Origin of the sequence: Parafrankia irregularis (assembly GCF_001536285.1) — a bacterium.
GTDB lineage: Bacteria > Actinomycetota > Actinomycetes > Frankiales > Frankiaceae > Parafrankia > Parafrankia irregularis.
The window spans coordinates 149,169-168,422 of sequence record NZ_FAOZ01000006.1 but is presented as its reverse complement, the minus strand read 5'-3'; the positions used below and the strand labels follow the sequence as shown (position 1 = coordinate 168,422).

15 protein-coding genes and 1 tRNA gene are annotated in these 19,254 nt (G+C 71.3%); 10 read left to right on the top strand and 6 right to left on the bottom strand.

The features are described from left to right. The first annotated feature begins 15 nt into the window (after positions 1-15). Together AWX74_RS11910 and nudC are read left to right on the top strand one after the other, a co-directional pair. Positions 16-1,413 carry a GMC family oxidoreductase gene (locus AWX74_RS11910; RefSeq protein WP_091275051.1) on the top strand — a complete coding sequence of 466 codons (1,398 nt, stop codon included), beginning with the start codon at positions 16-18 and terminating at the stop codon, positions 1,411-1,413. A 176-nt stretch (positions 1,414-1,589) separates the two neighbouring features. After that, entirely contained in the window at positions 1,590-2,606 is a 1,017-nt protein-coding gene (gene nudC, locus AWX74_RS11905) for an NAD(+) diphosphatase (RefSeq protein ID WP_091275046.1), read from the top strand. A 257-nt stretch (positions 2,607-2,863) separates the two neighbouring features. Here nudC and AWX74_RS11900 read toward each other — a convergent pair whose 3' ends face one another. The 5 genes from AWX74_RS11900 to AWX74_RS11880 form a co-directional block, all read right to left on the bottom strand. Beyond that, a complete protein-coding gene (locus tag AWX74_RS11900; protein ID WP_091275735.1) occupies positions 2,864-3,778 on the bottom strand; it encodes a nuclease in 915 nt (304 codons plus the stop codon). Between the two features lie 438 nt (positions 3,779-4,216). Next, positions 4,217-4,612, bottom strand: a complete 396-nt coding sequence (locus AWX74_RS11895) for a DUF6326 family protein (protein WP_242666186.1) — start codon at positions 4,610-4,612, stop codon at positions 4,217-4,219. Positions 4,613-4,939: 327 nt separating this feature from the next. Beyond that, positions 4,940-5,596 carry a response regulator gene (locus tag AWX74_RS11890; RefSeq protein WP_091275041.1) on the bottom strand — a complete coding sequence of 219 codons (657 nt, stop codon included), beginning with the start codon at positions 5,594-5,596 and terminating at the stop codon, positions 4,940-4,942. Further along, positions 5,593-6,735 carry a sensor histidine kinase gene (locus tag AWX74_RS11885; RefSeq protein ID WP_091275037.1) on the bottom strand — a complete coding sequence of 381 codons (1,143 nt, stop codon included), beginning with the start codon at positions 6,733-6,735 and terminating at the stop codon, positions 5,593-5,595. The genes AWX74_RS11890 and AWX74_RS11885 overlap by 4 nt, the downstream gene beginning before the upstream one ends. Before the next feature lie 335 nt (positions 6,736-7,070). Beyond that, a tRNA-Leu gene (locus AWX74_RS11880) sits at positions 7,071-7,143 on the bottom strand. Positions 7,144-7,342: 199 nt separating this feature from the next. On the opposite strand from AWX74_RS11880, the gene AWX74_RS11875 reads away from it, so the two are divergent. From AWX74_RS11875 to AWX74_RS11845, 7 genes are all read left to right on the top strand, one after another. Next, positions 7,343-7,942 carry an ANTAR domain-containing response regulator gene (locus tag AWX74_RS11875; protein WP_006541716.1) on the top strand — a complete coding sequence of 200 codons (600 nt, stop codon included), beginning with the start codon at positions 7,343-7,345 and terminating at the stop codon, positions 7,940-7,942. A 221-nt stretch (positions 7,943-8,163) separates the two neighbouring features. Continuing rightward, positions 8,164-9,774: a branched-chain amino acid ABC transporter substrate-binding protein gene (locus tag AWX74_RS11870; RefSeq protein ID WP_423212965.1), complete on the top strand. Its 1,611-nt coding sequence runs from the start codon at positions 8,164-8,166 to the stop codon at positions 9,772-9,774. 210 nt (positions 9,775-9,984) lie between these two features. Continuing rightward, complete coding sequence (locus tag AWX74_RS11865) at positions 9,985-11,133, top strand: branched-chain amino acid ABC transporter substrate-binding protein (protein WP_226932040.1); 1,149 nt, start codon at positions 9,985-9,987, stop codon at positions 11,131-11,133. Between the two features lie 84 nt (positions 11,134-11,217). Beyond that, the gene (locus AWX74_RS11860; protein WP_054566517.1) at positions 11,218-12,150 is read left to right on the top strand and encodes a branched-chain amino acid ABC transporter permease; all 933 of its coding nucleotides are present in this window, start codon (positions 11,218-11,220) and stop codon (positions 12,148-12,150) included. Then, entirely contained in the window at positions 12,147-13,592 is a 1,446-nt protein-coding gene (locus tag AWX74_RS11855) for a branched-chain amino acid ABC transporter permease (RefSeq protein WP_091275033.1), read from the top strand. Before AWX74_RS11860 ends, AWX74_RS11855 begins: the two co-directional genes overlap by 4 nt. Next, a complete protein-coding gene (locus AWX74_RS11850) occupies positions 13,589-14,611 on the top strand; it encodes an ABC transporter ATP-binding protein (RefSeq protein ID WP_397311435.1) in 1,023 nt (340 codons plus the stop codon). Before AWX74_RS11855 ends, AWX74_RS11850 begins: the two co-directional genes overlap by 4 nt. Then, positions 14,608-15,666, top strand: a complete 1,059-nt coding sequence (locus AWX74_RS11845; RefSeq protein ID WP_091275031.1) for an ABC transporter ATP-binding protein — start codon at positions 14,608-14,610, stop codon at positions 15,664-15,666. The genes AWX74_RS11850 and AWX74_RS11845 overlap by 4 nt, the downstream gene beginning before the upstream one ends. A gap of 233 nt (positions 15,667-15,899) precedes the next feature. On the opposite strand, the gene AWX74_RS11840 is transcribed toward AWX74_RS11845, so the two are convergent. Beyond that, entirely contained in the window at positions 15,900-16,346 is a 447-nt protein-coding gene (locus tag AWX74_RS11840; RefSeq protein WP_054565712.1) for a PaaI family thioesterase, read from the bottom strand. A gap of 180 nt (positions 16,347-16,526) precedes the next feature. Between AWX74_RS11840 and polA the strand changes: the two genes are divergently transcribed. Beyond that, entirely contained in the window at positions 16,527-19,202 is a 2,676-nt protein-coding gene (gene polA / locus AWX74_RS11835) for a DNA polymerase I (RefSeq protein WP_242666184.1), read from the top strand. Positions 19,203-19,254: the final 52 nt, after the last annotated feature.

Sequence of the window (19,254 nt, the reverse complement as noted above, 5' to 3'; positions counted from 1 at the left end):
GGAAGGCCGCTCGCCATGTCAGGAAAAACCCCGAAGGTCGTCATCGTCGGAGCGGGTTCCGCCGGGCTAATGCTCGCCGACGGAATAGCGGACCGCGCCGACGTGACAATCGTGGAAGGCGGGATCGACCCGGGCAGCCCGGCACCGCGCCAGATGCTCTACGACTACATCTTCCCGGCCAGCCTCGACTGGGGCTACCGGTCGACGAAAGGCGTTCCGCTGCTGCGCGGCAAGGTCGTCGGCGGCTCCTCCTCGGTCAACTCCAGTGCCGGGGTGCGCGGCCAGCAGTGGGACTTCGACCCCTGGGGCGAGGGGTGGACCTGGGCCGACTGCCTGCCGGCACTGCGGGCCAACGAGACGGACCTCCAGTTCGGCGACGCCGACCACCACGGCGACTCCGGCCCGATCGTGATGACGCGGCTCAAGCCGGGTCCGATCGACGACGCGTTCACCGCCGCCTGCCTCGCCGCGGGCCACCCCGAGGCCCCGGACCACAACGCCCCGGGCGCGCTCGGCATCGGCCCCTGGCCGACGAACCGGGTCGACGAAGGTCGCTGGGGCACCCTGGCCGGCGTGATGCCGGGGCTGCGCGGGCGGGTCACCCTGCTCGCCGAGACGACCGCCCACCGGGTGGTCATCACCGACGGGCGGGCGCGCGGCGTGGAGCTCACCGAAGCCGGGGAGAGCGGCACCCGCGTCCTTCCGGCGGACGTCGTCGTGCTGTCCGCCGGGGCGTTCGGGACACCGGAGCTGCTCATCGCCTCCGGGGTGGACCTTCCCGGCGTCGGCGAGCATCTGCAGGACCATCCGTGGGTGATGCTGAACGCCCTGGCCGACCCGGACCTGATCGCCGAGCGCCCGGTCAGCGGTTCGCTGCTGCGCCTCGGCCTCGGTGGCGACCCCCACGAGGAGATCCAGATCTTCCCGTTCTCCGCGCATCTCTACGACATGTCCCGGCCGGTGGGCGAGGTGTCGTTCGCCGTCGGGCTGATGGCCCCGCGCAGCCGCGGCTCCCTGCGGGTGACACCGGAAGGGACCGCGATCGACCTGGGCCACCTCGCCGAGGAGATCGACCGCCGGAGCCTCGCCGAAGGCGTGCGCGTCGCCGCGGACCTGCTCGACCGGGTCGCCGCGACCGGCATCGTGACGATCCCCGACAACCCGTGGTGGCGCGCGGACGACCTTGAGCAGCAGGTCGTCGCCCGGGCGGAGACCTACAACCACCCGGTCGGCACCGCCCGGCTCGGCGACGATGACGACCCGACCGCCGTGGTGGACCGCCGCCTGCGGGTGCGTGGCGTCGACGGTCTGATGGTCGCCGACGCGTCGGTGATGCCGGCGATCACCCGGGCGAACACCAACCTCGCCACCATGATGATCGGTCGCCGGGCCGCTGACCTGATCGAGCTCTGAGCTCACCGCGGCACGAAACGCCGGGCGGGGCGGCAGCGCCCCCGCCCGGCAGCCCCTGAGCGCCCCGGGTATCGGCCTCGCCTCGCCACATCTCGCCCGCCGGTCGGCGGGCCGGCCCGCTGGCGCGCCGGTCGTCCCGGTCAGACGGAGCAAGGTGGACGGAGCAAGATGGTGCGGTGAGTGGATTCGGACTGGTCGCATCACCCGTCCTGGCCGGCGCGCCGATCGTGCGCGACGGCCTGCTCCGGCTGGATTCGGCGCGGCGGGAGGCGAGCTGGGCCGCCGCGCAGGTCGTCGTCACCGACGACCGGGGCCGGTTCCCGGTCGACCAGGCCGACGGCCCGCCCCGGCTGCGCACCTACGCCGCGGCGGGGATCGCCGCCGCACCACCACCGGACGCACTGCTGCTCGGGGAGGCCGACGGCGTCGTCTACTGGGGGATGCAGGCCCCAGCCTCAGCCTCAGCCTCAGCCCCGTCCGCGGCCGACTCCGGCGGCGACGACCCCGTGCACTGGCTGGACCTGTTCACGGCGGGCGCAGACTTCCCCGCGGTGCACGCAGCTCTGGCGGCCACTGCGACCGCCCTGCTGAACTGGCACGGCCGGGCCCGCTTCTGCGCCCGCGACGGATCACCCACCCACGCCACCAACGGTGGCTGGGCCCGGAAGTGCGAGGCAGAACAACACGAGGAGTACCCGCGCACAGACCCGGCCGTGATCTGCCTGGTGCACGACGGCGCGGACCGGGTTCTGCTGGCCCGCCAGCGGGTCTGGCCCGTCGGCCGCTTCTCGGTGCTGGCCGGTTTCGTCGAGGCCGGGGAGTCACTGGAGGCCTGCGTCGCCCGCGAGATGGCCGAGGAGGTCGGGGTGGCCGTCCGCGACATCGGCTACCTGGGCAGCCAGACCTGGCCCTTCCCACGATCCCTCATGATCGGGTTCCAGGCCGTCGCGGACCCTGAGGCGCCGCTGCGCCTGGACGACGACGAGATCGTCGAAGCACAGTGGGTCACCCTGGATGAGCTGCGCCCGGCCCTGGCCCGCACCGCCTGGCCCGCCGTGGGCACCACCGCGGACGGCCAGCTGCACCTGCCCGGCCGCCTGTCCATCGCCCGGACCATGATCGACGCCTGGGCTCTGGCCCGCACGGCCTCCGGCGTCCCGGCGCAGCCGCACCCCCGCGACTCGAACAGTTGAGGATGCTCGTCGTTCCGGATCGGGTCGGGGAGCCCATCGCAGAATCCCGAGCTCCGGGTCGTCGCTGCCGCTGCTCCCGAGAAAGAGGTGAGGATTTCGGCTGCTTGAACAACCGAAATCCTCACCTCTTGTCGACCGTCAGGTAACTCTGCGCGGTATTTGCCCCTTCTTGGTGGAAACCGCGCCGACGGTGTGCCGACGAACAACCTCCTGGCGCTGCCCGGGGCGAAGCGGGCGGTGCGTGGAAACCGCGGGCTTCATCCCGCGCCGACCAGTCGCGGCGCTGGAACCAGGTTGAGCCGCCCGATGGCCTCGGTCACGTCGTTCGGCCAGAACCACAGGCGGTACTGCGGCGGGATGGTGAAGTAGTCCTCCGGCCCGTGGAGCTGACGAGTGCGCATGTCGGCGCAGTAGCGTTCGCGCCAGGAGGTCGCCTCACCGGCGCGCAGCGACTCGCCGTCGACCTTCTTCTTCGTGACGCGGTGGAGCTTCTCGACGGCTCGGTACTCGTAGGCCAGCAGGGTGTGCGGGTTGGCCCAGATGCCCTTGGGGGCCTGCGGGTCGGCCGCCGCCGTGGCTGCCTCCAGGAGCAGTGGCAGATCGAGCTCGCCGGGGATGGACGGATAGATCACGAACGGGGCGGCCCATCCGGCCGCGATGAGGTCCAGGTTGAAGGTGGCACGCTGCTCGCGGGTGAGGTTGCGCCGTTCGGCCTCGGTGTAGTCGGGAGCGACGTAGGCCAGGAGTCGGCTGTTGGTGTCGAAGGGCGGTTGCGCGGCGCGGATGAACAGGTTGCGCTTGCTGCCGTTCGGCTTGGTCAGCCGCTTCTCGATGTTCTGCTTCGCGAAGGCCGAGGCTTCCTTGCCCTGCGCGAAATGGAGGGTGCCGGCGGTGCCGGTCTCCAGCTTCGGCAGCAGGAAGGCCGCCAGGCCCGGGGAGATCGGCGCGTGGCCGTCCTTGATCCATCCCGCGAGCTGTAGGAACTCCTGATCGATGGCCTGGGCCCGCTCCGCGGAACGAGCGGTCACCTCCGGCGTGTCGACCGACAGCATGCGGATCGGCATGCGGACGTTCGGCGTGTCGCCGTCGGTCACATCAACCAGTTCCCGACCACCCAGCGAGGGCAGGTTCTGCCCGGCCGGTGACCACAGCACCTGCACTGCGTCGATCATGGTTGTCCCCCCGATGAACACGCCCTGACGGTCCGTCTACGTGACCAGCTCGTGACCGGTCCCGCGGCGCCGCCAGTCTGTCAGAGGTACACCCGCCGTGGCCGGACGCGTCATCCTGGCGACTGCGGCAGGACTGATCGTGATCGCGTCTGACAGGACCTGCTGGGCGGTGGAGCGGAAGCAAGGCAGTGCCGGCTGACGCTGGACGGGACCCACCCACGAACCCGGGCGCGGGCAGCGAACAACACCCGGAGAGCGTTCTCGAAGCCGCGGCACTCCCGAACCCTCCGAACCAGGGCACCCCGCGCAACGCCGGCGGAGGGGGGCAACGGGGGGGCAACGTCCCAGTGCTGGTAGTTGGTGTCCCACCGCCACGAGAGGCCCACACCGCCGCACCGAGGTAGATGGCTCCGAACAGGACGGGGACCGTTCCTGGGTTCACGCCTGCTGCTGGGCGCGAACGGTTTCACGGTCCGGGCTGGTCGCCGACGGTGCGGTGCGGGGCCAGGTCCAGGCGTACCGCATGATGAAGGCGAGCAGGATCAGTTCCAGTACGATGCCGAGGCCGTAAAAGCACAGCCAGGACTCGCCCACCGCGTTGAATGCCGTGACGGGAACGTAGAGCGAGGCCACGATGAGGTTCGTGATGCGGGTCGCCCGGGCGGGCAGCGTCATCGACAGCACGACCATGAGGATCGGGATGGCCATTAGAGTCAGCGCCGTGGTCGAAAAGGTCTGGGAGAGGTCGAACTCGAAGACCTTTCCGTCGAGGATGTCTTCGACGACGCCGGGCGTGAAGAAGTTGAGAATGTCCACGTAGGCGTACAGGAACATGAGGCTGGTCCACGCCGCGGCGAGCTTTGCTCTCACCGGGATCGGCTGGTCTTCCAGTGTGGTGGTGGGTTGACGCGTTCTCATCATGGGCTCCGCCGTTGGTGAGGATCGGTACGTCCACGATCGCTGAGCCCGGTGGCGGGCACACCGGCCCGGAGGCCGGAGTTCGCCTGGCCGATGAGATGGTCTCTCTCTCGTGCTTTCGGCTGATCCGCCGCTGCCGCGCTGTCCCTGCACCGGACAGATGGTGACGAAGGCGCTGCGCTCGTCGTGGGCCTCGGTCGCCCCGGCCGGGACCAGTCGTCGTGCATGTACGTCAGGTTCGGTTCAGTGCCCCACCCGGCCGGTGTCGTAGGCCCACATCGCGATCTCGACCCTGTTCCGGGCGCCGATCTTGGCCAGCAGGTTCGCGACGTGGGTCTTGGCGGTCGTCAAGCTGATGAACAGCTCGGCGGCGATCTCCGCGTTCGTGCGGCCGACAGCGACCAGTTTCAGCACCTCCTCCTCGCGTTGGGTGAGCGGCTCGATCGGTTGGGTACGGCGTTTCGATGAGGCCCCCGCGGCAAGGGTCGCCAGCAGCCTGCGGGTGATGTTCGGCGCGATCAGGGCATCGCCGACGGCAGCGGCATGGACAGCCTGCACCAGCAACTCCGGCCCGGCATCCTTGAGGAGAAATCCTCGGGCTCCGGCCCGAAGCGCGCCGTGGACGTACTCGTCCAGGTCGAACGTCGTGATCACCACCACCGCGATGGGGTCCACGACGCCCCGCCCTGCGAGGAGCTCGGTCACCTCGATGCCGTCCAGCCCGGGCATCCGAATGTCGACCAGGCACACGTCGGGGCGGAGCCGATGCGCCAGCTCGACGGCGGCCTTGCCGTCGGCGGCTTGGCCGACGACCTCGATGTCGGGCTGGGCGTCAAGGATCATCGACAGGCCGGTGCGCACCAGATCTTGGTCGTCTGCCACCAGCACGCGCGTCGTCATAGGTACAACTCCATCGGCAGCTCGGCGTCGACCGCCCACCCGCCCTCGGGCGTTGGCCCAGCGCGTAGCGTGCCGCCGAGCAGCTGCACGCGCTCGGTCATCCCCAGCAGCCCGAAACCGTGGGTCGCCGGCCGCGCCGGGTCGATCTGGCCGTCGTCGGTCACGCGGAGCCGCAGCCTTCCTGCGCCCTCGACGACCCTGATCTCCACACGCGAGGCGTTTCGGGCGTGCCGCAGCGCGTTGGTCAGCGCCTCCTGCGCCATCCGGTACACGGCGGCGTCGACCTGGGGCCGAAGTCCGGCCAGATCACCCGCCAACTCCACGTCGACGACGGGGTCCGGTTCGCGGCGGGCGAGGAGCATCAGGTCGGCGACGCCGGGCTGGGGACCGTACTCCGCCGGCGCTCCGTCACGCAGCACCCGGACCATCGCTCGCATCTCCGCCAGCGTTCGCGACGCTTCCCCCACGATGATCGCAAGCGCTTCGAGCGCCGCTTCAGGTCGCTTCGCGGCCATCGTCATGCCAGCCTGCGCTTGCAGAGTGATCGCCGAGACGTGGTGGGCGACCGAGTCGTGCAGCTCGCGCGCGAGGCCGACGCGTTCCTGGCTGCGGACCTGGTCGAGCGCCCGGCGCCGACTCTCGGCGCGGTAGCGGAACGCCGCTCCGATCGCTGCCGCCGCCGCCAGGACCGCCAACCCGCCGAAGAGCTCGGCTGGCCCGGTGTAGTCGGTCGTGATGCTGAACCCCGCGGCGACCGCAACCACCAGCAGCCCAATCACGATCTGACGCCCTGAGCCCCAGCGGACCAGTGAGTAGACGAGCACCAGGATGTAGATCATCGTGTTCAGGCCCACGCCTGAGGTGCCGCCCAGCCAGCTCGCCAGTCCTAACGCCATCCCGGCGCCGAAGCCCACCACGACGCAGACCAACGGGCGAGTACGCCGCCATAGCAGCACCGGCGCAAGTCCGACCGTCACGACCGTCACAACCGGCCGCCAGGTGACGTCCTCTCGGAGGGTTCCTTCGAGCAACGCCGCCACCATCACCACGCCGACCAGCACCCGGTCGAGCCACATCCGTTCGGGCGTGTCCGCGGCGCGGGGCTCGGCCCAGAGCGAGCGCAGGCCGGTAGTGAACACCCACCCAGCCTAGAGACAGCCCAGGCGTCGGAGACCCACCGAAAGAACGAGACGCCGCTCCCCCCAATGGCAGAGGCGGTTCCGGCCTCGAAGCCGATGTGCGGGAAGGCCGGTCGCGGCGAGGCCGCCAGGCGCCAGAGGAGTTGCTGGGGACGCCGCTACGAAAGCACTCAGCTCACCGTCCACCTCGATCACGAAAGGCAGGAGGTGCACATGATGATCAAGATTCCGGTGGCAGACCTCGACAAGGTTGCCCATCTGTCGGGAGTGACGGCCGCCGCCCCCGGGCCACACCCGGCAGCCACTGAGCATCCACGGCGCGTGAATGCTGTACGTACCCCGGGTGGGATTCGAACCCACACTGTCGGTGGTTTGAGCACCGTCTCTCTGCCGTTGGAGTACCGGGGCCGGCACGGAGGTCTCCGACGCGGGATGCGCAGCGGAACCTCTCGTGGACGACTCTAGCCGGGTAGGGTGCGATTCGACCGCCCGACCCGGTCAGATTACGGGCGGGAGGGGTCGGGGCCCGCGTTCGCCGCCTGTTCGTGGTGATCGTGGCCGGACAACTGCAGAGCCAGATCACCGTAGAACCCAGGAGTTCGACTCGATGAGCCAGCCTTCCTCGACGCCGCGTCGGGTCTTGATCGCTGAGGACGAAGCGTTGATCCGGCTGGATCTCCGGGAGATGCTCCAGGAGGAGGGCTACGAGGTCGTCGGCGAGGCCGGCGACGGTGAGACGGCGGTTGCCCTCGCCGGCAAGCTGCGCCCTGACCTGGTGATCCTGGACGTCAAGATGCCGAAGATGGACGGTATCGACGCCGGCGCGAAGATCGCCAAGGATCGGATCGCCCCGGTGGTGATCCTCACCGCGTTCAGCCAGCGGGAGCTGGTCGAACGGGCCCGCGAGGCGGGTGCCATGGCGTATGTGGTGAAGCCGTTCCAGAAGAAGGATCTGCTGCCGACCATCGAGATGGCGATGAGTCGGTTCACCGAGATCGTCAGCCTGGAGGCCGAGGTCGAGGACCTGCAGGGCCGCCTGGAGGCTCGCAAGATCATCGAGCGGGCGAAGGGTGTGCTGCAGACCGAGCACTCGATGACGGAGCCGGACGCGTTCCGTTGGATCCAGCGGACGTCGATGAACCAGCGCCGGACGATGCGGGCCGTCGCGGAGGCGGTTCTGTCGGGTGAGGCGCTGCCGGGCTCGTGACCCGGGACGACCCCGAGGATGTGGCCGCCAGCCCGGGCAGTCCCCGGGTGCCGCGGCAGAGCGAGGACCAGGCATCTGACGATCTTCAGGTGCCTGGTGACCTCCGGGACCCTGACGACGTCCAGGTGCCGGATGAAGATCAGGCGTCGGAGGACGTCCAGGCGTCGGGTGAGCGGGATGCTCCGGCGGTTGGGCGTGCCCGGCTGATCGCCGGTGCCGTCATGACGGCGGTTCGCGCGGTTCGGCACTGGGTTGGCCGCTCGGCGCGGACCGGCCGTGGCCGGGTGCTGCTCGCGGCGGTCACGGCGGTGGCGCTGGCCATCCCGAGTGTGATCGGGTTTCTGCTGGTGTCGGCGGCGGATGACGGCGGCGGGGCCCCGGAGCGGGTCGCGTCGATCGGGGTGATGGCGCCGCTGTCCGGGGCGTCGGCGGATGCCGGGAGCAGCGTGCGTAACGCCGTCACGCTGGCGGTGGAGGAGGCCAACCGGGACCGTACCGTTCCCGGCTGGAAGCTGGAGGTCGTCGCGCACGACGATCTGTCCCGGCCTGATGGTGGCGCGGCCGGCGCCGACCTTTTCGCCGACGACAAGCGGATGATCGGTGTCGTCGGGCCGCTGAGTTCCAGTGTGGCGATGGTGTCGCTGGACAGGCTGGGCGAGGCCGGCCTGCCGGTGATCTCGCCGTCGAACGCGGAGCCGACGCTGACCGAGCGCCCGGAGGCTCCGGACGACCGCCCGTACCCGACCTATTTTCGGCTGAGTGGCACGGATGAGCAGCTCTCCGCCGTCGCGGCCGACTACGCGGTCCACACGCTGGGCCGGTCCAGGATCAGTGTGGTCGACGGCAGCCCCGACTACGGCATGATCACCCTCGCGGAGCGGTTCGCCCGGGACGCGCGTGAGGCGGGGGCGACGGTGCCGGCGGTGCACCGGGTGGAGGGCGGTTCGACCGACGACGACGAGATCGAGCGGACGGCGCGGGCCATCCGGGACGAGGCTCCGGACCTGGTGTACCTGGCCACGGGGGCCGCGTTCGCGGGGGAGCTGCGGCAGGCCTTCGCCGACGAGGGTGTGTCGGTGCAGGTGCTGGGCGCCGACGGGCTGCTCAGCCACGACTACGTCGAGCGCGCGCAGTCGCTCGCTGATGGTGATGTGATCACCGATCTGTCGGTTCCGGCGTCGCGGCTGCCGTCCGCCGGTGCCTTCGTGGCGGCCTACACGAAGCGGTTCGGCGCGCCCGAGGGACTGGACAATCTGCTGCCCGACGGCAGCAGCGCCGGCTCTGCGTCGGAATCCGGTTCGACCGGCCAGACCGGCCAGACCGGCCAGAACAGCCCGAGCAGCGAGAGCAGCCCGAGCAGCGAGAACGGCCAGAGCGGACTGTCCGGCGGGTCGGAGACGGCGACGCCCCAGGGCAGGGTCCAGCCGAGTGCCGACACCCGTTCCAACCAGCGGCGCGGTGACGGAGCCGCCGGTGCGGCGGCGAATTCGTCAGGTTCCTCGGATCTGTCCGAGCAGGAGCGTGCGGTACAGCGTTCGCGGGACGCGGAGCTCGCGGTGCTGCGCGCGGACGCGATCCCGCCGGTGGCGGCGTACGCCTACGACGCCGCCCGCGCGCTGATCCGGGCCGCGGCGGCGGTGCTGCCGGGGCGCACGGAGGTGAGCAAGGCCGCCCGGGCGGCCGTCGTCGACGCGGTCGGGGCCGGTGAGTACGCCGGTGTCACCGGTCGGATCGCCTTCGACGCGCGGGGTGACCTGCGTAGTCCGCGGGTGGCTCTCTACTCGGTCCTGGCGGAGAGGTTCGTCCCGTTGCAGGTTGAAGCTGGTGGTTGACGGTCCGAGGTCGGACGTCTGGTGGGGCAGGTGGGTAACACGTGAAGTCGCGACACGCTCACTTTGAGCTTTCGCGACTGAGGGTGAGCGACTAGTTTCCGCTCCGCGGAGCGCACCCGCGCGCCGTTGGAAGCAGCGGAAGGACGTTGCATGACGGCCACCCCACGGCCTCTTCGAACCAGACCCGCACGGACGGTGGCGCTGCGTCCGATGGCCGCCCTGGTCGCGGGATTCGCGCTGGTCGGCGCGGCGCTGACCGCCTGCGGCGGCGACTCGGACGACGGCGGCAAGAAGGAATACCTGATCGGATTCCAGGGCCCGCTGTCAGGTGACAGCCAGCAGCTCGGCATCAACGCCTACAACGGCGTCCTGACCGCCGTCGAGCAGCTGAACCAGGACAAGAGCCTTCCCTTCACGCTGCGCATCGTGGCCTCCGACGACCAGGGCCTGCCCGAGCAGGGTCCGACCGCCGCCCAGAAACTGATCGACAATCCCAAGCTGATGGCGGTCGTCGGCCCGGTGTTCTCCGGTCCGACGAAGTCCAGCGAGCCGCTCTACAGCCAGGCCGGACTGCTGTCGGTGAGCCCGTCGGCGACGAATCCGGCCCTCACCGATCTCGGTTTCACCAGCTTCTACCGGGTGATCGCCCCGGACACGGTGCAGGGTGCCGCCGCGGCCGAGTTCCTGGCCAAGGTCGTCAAGGCCAAGCGGGTCTACTCCCTCGACGACCGCAGCGAGTACGGTACGGGCTTGTCCGGCGCCATCGAGCGTGGCCTGGAGCAGGCCGACGTCCCGTTCACCCATGACGGGATCAACCCGACGAAGGACTACACCTCGCAGGCCACGAAGATCATGGCCGACGGTGCGGACGCCGTCTACTACTCGGGGTACTACCCGGAGTACGCGCTGCTGACGAAGGCGCTGCGCGGCAAGGGATACGACGGCGCGATCCTCAGCGGTGACGGGTCGAACGACGACCAGTTCATCCGCCAGGCCGGGACGGCGAACGCCGAGGGCGCACTCATCACCTGCCCGTGCTCGGACGCGAACACCGACCCGTCCGCCGCCGCCTTCGTCGCCGAGTACAAGAAGGTCAACAGCGGTCTGAAGCCGGGGACCTACTCGGGTGAGGCCTACGACGCAACCAACGCGATCGCGTCCGTGCTGCGCAAGCTCGGCACCGACGCGAACCGTGAGTCGGTCCGGACGGCGTTCGGGTCGGTGGACATGCCCGGCGTCACGAAGCGGATCAAGTTCGAGCGCAACGGTGACGTCCAGGGCTCGACCGTGTACGTCTACCAGGTGAAGGACGGCCAGCGGACGGTGCTCGGGCCGGTCAGCTCGCTCATCAAGCCGTGATCCTTCCCGATGCCAGCCCAGGTCCAGACCCAGCTCCGGGTCTGGACCTGGGCTTCGGCCCGCTTCCGGGCTCCAGGGGGCCTCGTGGGCTCGGCTGAGCAGATCAGCCAGCTGGCCGTCGACGGGCTGATGGTCGGCGCGCTCTACGCGGTGATCGCCCTCGGCTACACGCTGGTGTACGGAGTCCTCCAGCTCATCAACTTCGCGCACAGCGAGGTCTTCATGCTCGGGGCGTTCGGCGGGCTGTTCGCGTGCCGGGCGCTGGTGCCCGGTGACGGTGCGACCCCGGCCGGTCTGGCCGCCGCCGGCCTCGTCCTCGTCGGGCTCGTGGCGGGTGCGGCCGCCGGTGGTGCGGCCGCGTACACCCTGGAGCGGTGCGCGTACCGCCCGCTGCGCCGGCGCGGAGCCCCGCGGCTGGCCTATTTGATCAGCGCGATCGGGGCGTCCCTGTTCGCGTTCAACCTGGCGGGCAAGGAGTTCGGGCGGCAGAGCGTGCCCGTCCCCGACCTGTTCGCCAACCGCACGGTGGTGACCGTCCTCGGGGCGGAGATCTCGACCCAGTCGCTGGTCATCGCCGCGACGGCGCTGCTGATGCTGCTCGCGGTCGACCACCTGGTGGCCGGCACCCGCCTCGGGCTGTCCATCCGCGCCGTGGCCCAGGACGCCGAATGCGCCGGACTGATGGGCGTGGACGTCCAGCGGGTCATCGTCGTGACGTTCGTGCTCGGCGGCCTGCTCGCGGGCGCCGGCGGCTTCCTCTACGCGATGACGTTCAACGCCTCGTACACGATGGGGTTCGTCCCCGGCATCAAGGCGTTCACCGCGGCGGTGCTCGGCGGTATCGGGAACGTGCGCGGCGCGGTGCTCGGCGGGCTGCTGCTCGGCCTGGTCGAGAGCTTCGGCGGGTACCTGTTCGACGCCTCCTACAAGAACGTCATCGCGTTCACCGTGCTCGTCGGCGTGCTCCTGGTGCGGCCGTCCGGCCTGCTCGGGACCCGCCTGGGCCGGCCCGCGTGAGCGGTCGGCTGCGCAGCCTGCGGACCGCCGCCCTGCTCGCCGCGCTGGCGGCGGTGATGACGGGGCCGACGGGTGACGCGGACCATCCACTCGCCGGGATCCGCGGGTCCCTCGCGTTCCCGCGGGTGCTGTTCTTCGCCGCCGCGGCGCTGGTGCTGTGGGCGGCACTGCTGGGCCGCGACCGGCTGCGCGCCCAGGCCCGCACGCTGCGCGCGACGGCCCTCGGCCGGCTGGCAGGTCTCGGCCGGCTGGCAGGTCTCGCTGGTGCCACTGCCGGTGCCACTGCCGGTGCCGGTGCCGAAGGTGGCGATGGCGATGGCGATGGCGGTGGCGGTGGTGCTGTTGCCGCAGTCCGGTCCGGCGCGACCTGGTTGTCCGGGCGGCGCGGGGCGGTGCTCGGCCACGCCGCGTTGCTCGCGGTGGCCCTGGCGGTTCCGCCGGTGCTGCCGACCGCCGCGCAGCAGGCCCTGGTGAGCGAGATCGGCATCTACGCGCTGCTCGCGCTGGGCCTCAACGTCGTCGTCGGCTACGCCGGGCTGCTCGACCTCGGCTACATCGCGTTCTTCGCGATCGGTGCCTACACGACCGCCTACCTGACCTCGGCCGACGCGATGCCCTGGCACGCGCCCTGGCAGCTCAACCCGTTCTTCGTGCTGCCCATCGCGCTGCTGGTGGCGGCGGTCGCCGGGGTCGTCCTCGGCGGCCCGACGCTGCGCCTGCGCGGGGACTACCTGGCCATCGTGACCCTGGGGTTCGGGGAGATCGTCCAGCTGCTGGCGAACAACGCCGACGGTGTCACCGGCGGGCCCCGGGGCGTCTTCGGCCTGCCGCCGCTGTCGGTGGATCTGCCCGGGGTCCGCTACTCCTGGGGCCTGGACCCGCTGCCGTACTACTACCTGCTGGTCGCCCTGATCGTGCTGGTGATGGTGGTGTTCGGGCGTTGGGAACGCTCACGGACGGGACGGGCCTGGACGGCGATCCGCCAGGACGAGATCGCCGCCGAGGCGACCGGTGTGGCGACCATGCGGATGAAACTGCTGGCCTTCGCCGTGGGAGCGTCCGTGTCGGGCTTCGCCGGCGTGGTGGTCGCGACCAAGCAGTTCTTCAACCCGCAGTCCTTCGGCCTGCAGGCCTCGCTGCTCGTGCTCACCATCGTGATCTTCGGGGGGATGGGCTCCCGGCTCGGGGTGGTGCTCGGCGCGCTGGTCCTGCAGGGAACCGCCTTCCTGCTGCGGGACACGGTGCCGCCGGCCGACCGCTTCATCTACTTCGGCGCCGTGGTGGTGCTGATGATGATCTTCCGGCCGGAGGGGCTGCTCCCACCGCGTGCGCATCGGGCCCGCGGCTCCGGGCTGTCCCGCGAGGAGCCCGTCGAGTCCGCCGGGGCTGCCGGGACGTCCCGTGGCGCGGCCGACCAGGCGTCGCCGGAGGTGGTCTCTTGAGCGGCGCGACGGTTCCGCGGCCACTTCCGGCGGCGATCTCGCGGACGATTCCGCAGCCGCGGCCGTCGGCGGCCGACCCGATCCTCGACGTGCGGGACGTCACCCTGCGCTTCGGTGGGCTGACCAGCCTCGACGGGGTCTCCCTGCGGCACGGCCGGGGAAGCGTCCTTGCTGTCATCGGCCCGAACGGGGCCGGCAAGACATCCCTGTTCAACTGTCTCACCGGTGCCTACCGGCCGCAGCAGGGCAGCGCACGGTTCTGGCCGACGGCCCCGGCAAGCCCGACAAGCCCAGCAACCCCGGCAAGCCCCGCAAGCCCGGCGGGCGCTTCGGTCCTGGCGGGTGTGGGGGAGCGCGGGGTCGACCTCGTCGGCCGGTCCCCGCACCGGGTCGCGCGGCTCGGCATCGCGCGGACGTTCCAGAACATCCGGCTCTTCCCCGAGATGTCGGCGGTCGAGAACGTGCAGGTCGGTGTGGAGGTCAGGGCCCGCGCGGGCGCGCTGCGCGGGCTGGTGCCGACCAGGGCCGTGCGGCGGGAGGAACGCGAGATCCTCGAGCGCAGCCATCTCCTGCTGGACTTCGTCGGGCTTCGGCACCGGGTGCGGTGGCCGGCCGGCAGCCTGGCCTACGGGGAGCAACGGCGGCTGGAGATCGCCCGGGCGCTGGGCACGAGCCCGTCCCTGCTCCTGCTGGACGAGCCAGCCGCCGGCGCCACCGCGTCGGAACGGCGCGACCTGGTGGCGCTGATTCGCGCCATCGTCGACCAGGGTGTCTCCGTGTTGCTCATCGAGCACGACATCCGACTGGTGGCTGCCGTGGCCCGCTCGATCGTCGTGCTCAACTTCGGCCGGGTGATCGCCACCGGGTCGCCGGAGCAGATCAGGTCCGACCCCGCGGTGATCGAGGCCTACCTCGGCGACTCCGACGACGGGGCCGACGACGGGGCCGATGACCGGGCCGGAGACCGGGCCGCTGGCCAGCCCGGCGATGGGGCCGACGGCAGGGAGGGCCGACGATGACCGCCGCGACGACTCCGGCCAGGACCACCGACGGCCTCCATGACGTCCCGCTGCTCGACGTGCGGGACGTCGAGGTCGCCTACGGGGCGGTCACCGCCGTTCGCGGGATCTCGCTGCGGGTTCGCTCCGGCGAGGTGGTTGCCCTGCTGGGCGCGAACGGCGCCGGGAAGACCACGACCCTGCGGATGATCTCCGGGCTGCTGGCGCCTGTGCGCGGATCGGTCTGGTTCGACGGCGCGCCGCTCGCCGGCGGCCCTAACTCCAGCCCCGGCCCCAACGCCGGCCCCGGCCCCAACGCCGGCCCCAGCCGTGATCCCGGGCGCGGTCCCGGCCTTCACCGCAGACCTCGCCCCAGGCCTCGTGGCAGCGGTCGCCCCAGCTCCGCCGAGCCGGTCCCGGGGCGCGACTCGGGGGCGAACCTGCCGGTGCATCGGGTCGCGGCGCTCGGTATCAGCCACGTCCCGGAGGGCCGGCGGATCTTTCCGGCCATGTCGGTCGCCGAGAACCTGACGCTGGGGAGCTTCCTCGATGCCCGCCGCTCGCGCGAGGGCACGCGCCGTGAGCTGGAGCGGGTGCACACGCTGTTTCCCCGGCTCGCGGAACGGTCCAGGCAGCCGGCGGGAACCCTCTCCGGTGGGGAGCAGCAGATGCTGGCGATCGGCCGTGCGCTGATGGCGCGCCCTCGTCTCATCCTGCTGGACGAGCCGTCGCTCGGCCTGGCTCCGAAGCTGGTCGCGACGATCTTCGCGGTGATCAGGGAGATCAACGCGGACGGTGTGACCGTTCTGCTGGTGGAGCAGAACGCGGCGGCCGCGCTTCGGATAGCCCATCGGGGCTATGTCCTCGACACCGGCAGCGTGGTGCTGGAGGGCACCGCCGCGGATCTCGCGCGTGATCCCCGGGTGCGTGACGCCTACCTGGGCGCCAGCCACGAGGCGGAGCAGGCCGTGCCGGAGCGGACGGTGCCGGAGGGGGCACCGGAAGAAGAAGTGGGGAAGCGACTTGCGGCGGAGACTGGTGCGGTGGAACTGGATGTGGAGGAGTCAGCCGGCTGACTCTGGCGGATGCCCGGGAAGGACTTTGGTGCCGTCCGAACCTTCCCCGTGCCCGGCGTTTTCTACTCGGCCGCCCCGGGCTCCCACCTGGGACGAAAGTAGCAGCACGGCCGGGCGGGCGGAACGCCGCGGGTGTGCCGAGGTGGCCTGAGTGTTCTGACGCAGCTGTTCTCGCCGGGAAGCGGGGCACTGTCCGGGATCGGCGCGGGCGCCATCCGGGGACCGGGCGGGTGCTACCCGGGAACCGAGCCGGAACCGGGCGGGCGGTCCCGGAGCATGCAGGTCAGCCTGCAGGTGCACACCGGCCGGCCGGCCTCGTCGGTGATCCGGATGTCATAGGTGGCCAGGGTCGATCCCGCGTGGATCCGGGTGGCGACCGCGGTCACCGTCCCGTCGGTGGCCGCGCGGTGATGCGTCGCGTTGATCTCGATGCCGACGGCGATCCGGCCGGGCTGGGCGGAGAGCATCGAGGCGACCGAGCCGACCGTCTCCGCGAGGACCACGGAGGCGCCCCCGTGCAGCAGGCCGTAGGGCTGGCGGTTGCCGGCGACCGGCATCGTGGCGGACACGCGCTGCGCGCTGACCTCCGTGAGCACGATCCCCATGCGCTCGGCGAGCTCGCCCCGATGCTCGTTGAACGCCTTGAGCAGCTCGTCAGGATTCGTCGGCGGTGTGGGCACGCCCTGAACCCTAGTGCCGTGGCGGCGGCCGCGGGCAGGCCGGGCGGGCGTAGTCGGGCGAACCTCGCCGGACGCGGCACTCGCCACCTGCCGGACGTCCGCGGACCTGTCGTACCGACGTCCTAGACTCGCCGCGTGCCTGCGACTACTTCGTCCCCGTCCGCCGCGTCCCCGGCTACCGTGGCGGATCGTCCCCGGCTGTTGCTGTTGGACGGGCATTCGCTGGCCTACCGCGCCTTCTTCGCGCTGCCGGTGGAGAACTTCTCGACGAGCACCGGCCAGCCGACCAACGCCGTCTACGGCTTCACCTCGATGCTGATCAACGCCCTGCGGGACGAGAAGCCCACCCACGTCGCCGTCGCGTGGGACCTGCCGACGCCGACGTTCCGCCATACCCAGTACGCCGAGTACAAGGCCGGCCGGTCGGAGACCCCGGCGGACTTCGTCGGCCAGGTCGCGCTGATCCACCAGGTCTGCGAGGCTCTCGCCGTGCCCGGGGTGAGCGCCCCCGGCTACGAGGCCGACGACGTGATCGCCACCCTGGCCACCCAGGCGTCGGGCGAGGGGATGGACGTCCTGATCGTCACCGGCGACCGGGATGCGCTGCAGCTGGTCAACGAGCACGTGACCGTGCTGATGACCCGCAAGGGCATCAGCGACATGACCCGCTTCACGCCGGACGAGGTGCAGGCGAAGTACGGCCTGTCCCCGATCCAGTACCCCGACTTCGCGGCGCTGCGGGGCGACCCGTCCGACAACCTTCCCTCGGTGCCGGGGGTGGGGGAGAAGACCGCCACCAAGTGGATCCAGCAGTTCGGCTCGCTGGCCGACCTGGTCGACCGGGCCGACGAGATCGGCGGCAAGACCGGGGCCTCGCTGCGGGCGAACCTCGCGAACGTCATCCGCAACCGGTCGTTGACGGAGCTGGCGCGCGAGGTGCCGCTGGAGCTCGGGCCGGCCGACCTGCGCCTGCACCCGTGGGACAGGGAGGCCGTCCACCAGCTCTTCGACACGTTGCAGTTCCGGGTGCTGCGGGAGCGGCTGTACGCCGCGCTGGCGGTGGCGCCCCCCAGCGCTGACGAGGGCTTCGAGGTCGACCTGGCCATGCTCGGGCCGGACGAGGTCGCCGGCTGGCTCGCCGCGCACGCCGCCGGCCCCGGCCGGACAGGCCTGCACCTGCGTGGCTCCTGGGGCCGTGGCACGGGTGTGATCACCGCGCTGGCGCTGGCCGCCGCCGACGGTGCCGCGGCCTGGATCGACCCGACCGCGCTGACCGCGGCGGACTCCGCGGCCCTGGGCGCCTGGCTCGCCGACCCGGACCGGGCCAAGGCCGGGCACGACCTCAAGGGCCCGATGCTGGCGCTCGCCGAGGCCGGTTTCGCTCTCGCCGGTGTCACCAGTGACACCGCGCTCGCGGCCTACCTCGCCCTGCCCGGCCAGCGCTCCTTCGACCTGGCCGATCTGACACTGCGCTACCTGCACCGCGAGCTCAAGTCGGACACGGAGACGAACGGCCAGCTCACCCTGGACGGTTCCGGCGAGGCGGACGAGGCCGAGGCGGACGCGATCCGCGCCCGCGCCGCGCTCGAGCTGGCCGCCGCGCTCGACGGTGACCTGGAGCGCCGTTCGGCGGCCCGGCTGCTGCGGGAGATGGAGCTTCCGCTGGTGCACGTGCTCGCCCGGATGGAGCGCGCGGGCATCGCGGCCGACGAGGAGCACCTCACCGAGCTGCAGAAGCACTACAGCGCCGAGGTGGCGGACGTCGCCGGGCAGGCGCACGGCCTCGTCGGGCGGTCGTTCAACCTCGGCTCGCCCAAGCAGCTCCAGCAGATCCTGTTCGACGAGCTGGCCCTGCCCAAGACCAAGAAGATCAAGACGGGCTACACCACGGACGCGGACGCGCTGGCGTGGCTGGCGACCCAGTCCGATCACCCGCTGATCCCCGTGCTGCTGCACCACCGGGACGTCGCCCGCCTCAAGACGGTCGTCGACTCGCTCATCCCGATGATCGACGACGCCGGCCGGATCCACACCACCTTCAACCAGATGATCGCCGCCACCGGCCGGCTGTCGTCCACCGATCCCAACCTGCAGAACATCCCGATCCGGACCCCGCAGGGCCGCCAGATCCGCCGCGCGTTCGTCGTCGGCCCGGGGTACGAGACGCTGCTGACGGCCGACTACTCGCAGATCGAGATGCGGCTGATGGCGCACCTGTCCGGCGACGCGGGGCTCATCGAGGCGTTCGCGTCCGGGGAGGACCTGCACACCTTCGTCGCCGCGCAGGCCTTCGACCTGCCGGTCTCGGAGGTCGACCCGGAGCTGCGGCGGCGCATCAAGGCGATGTCGTACGGCCTGGCCTACGGTCTGTCCGCGTTCGGGCTGGCCGGCCAGCTCGGTATCGCTCCGGACGAGGCCCGCGAGCACATGGACGCCTACTTCGCCCGGTTCGGCGGCGTCCGGGACTTCCTGCGCGGCGTCGTCGACCAGGCCCGGCGCGACGGCTACACCGAGACCATCATGGGGCGTCGGCGCTACCTGCCCGACCTGACGAGCGACAACACCCAGCGCCGGCAGATGGCCGAGCGGATGGCGCTGAACGCCCCGATCCAGGGGTCCGCCGCCGACATCATCAAGATCGCGATGTTGGGTGTCGACCGGGCGCTGCGCTCGCGGGACCTGCGTTCACGGCTGCTGCTGCAGGTCCACGACGAGCTCGTCCTGGAGATCGCGCCCGGCGAGCGGTCGGAGGTCGAGGCGCTGGTCCGCGCCGAGATGGGGGCCGCCTACGAGATGTCCGTGCCGCTGGAGGTGAGTGTCGGCTCCGGGCTCACCTGGGATGACGCCGGCCACTGACGCCGGCCACTGACTCCGGGCCGCTGGCCGCCGACACCGCGGGCCGCTGATG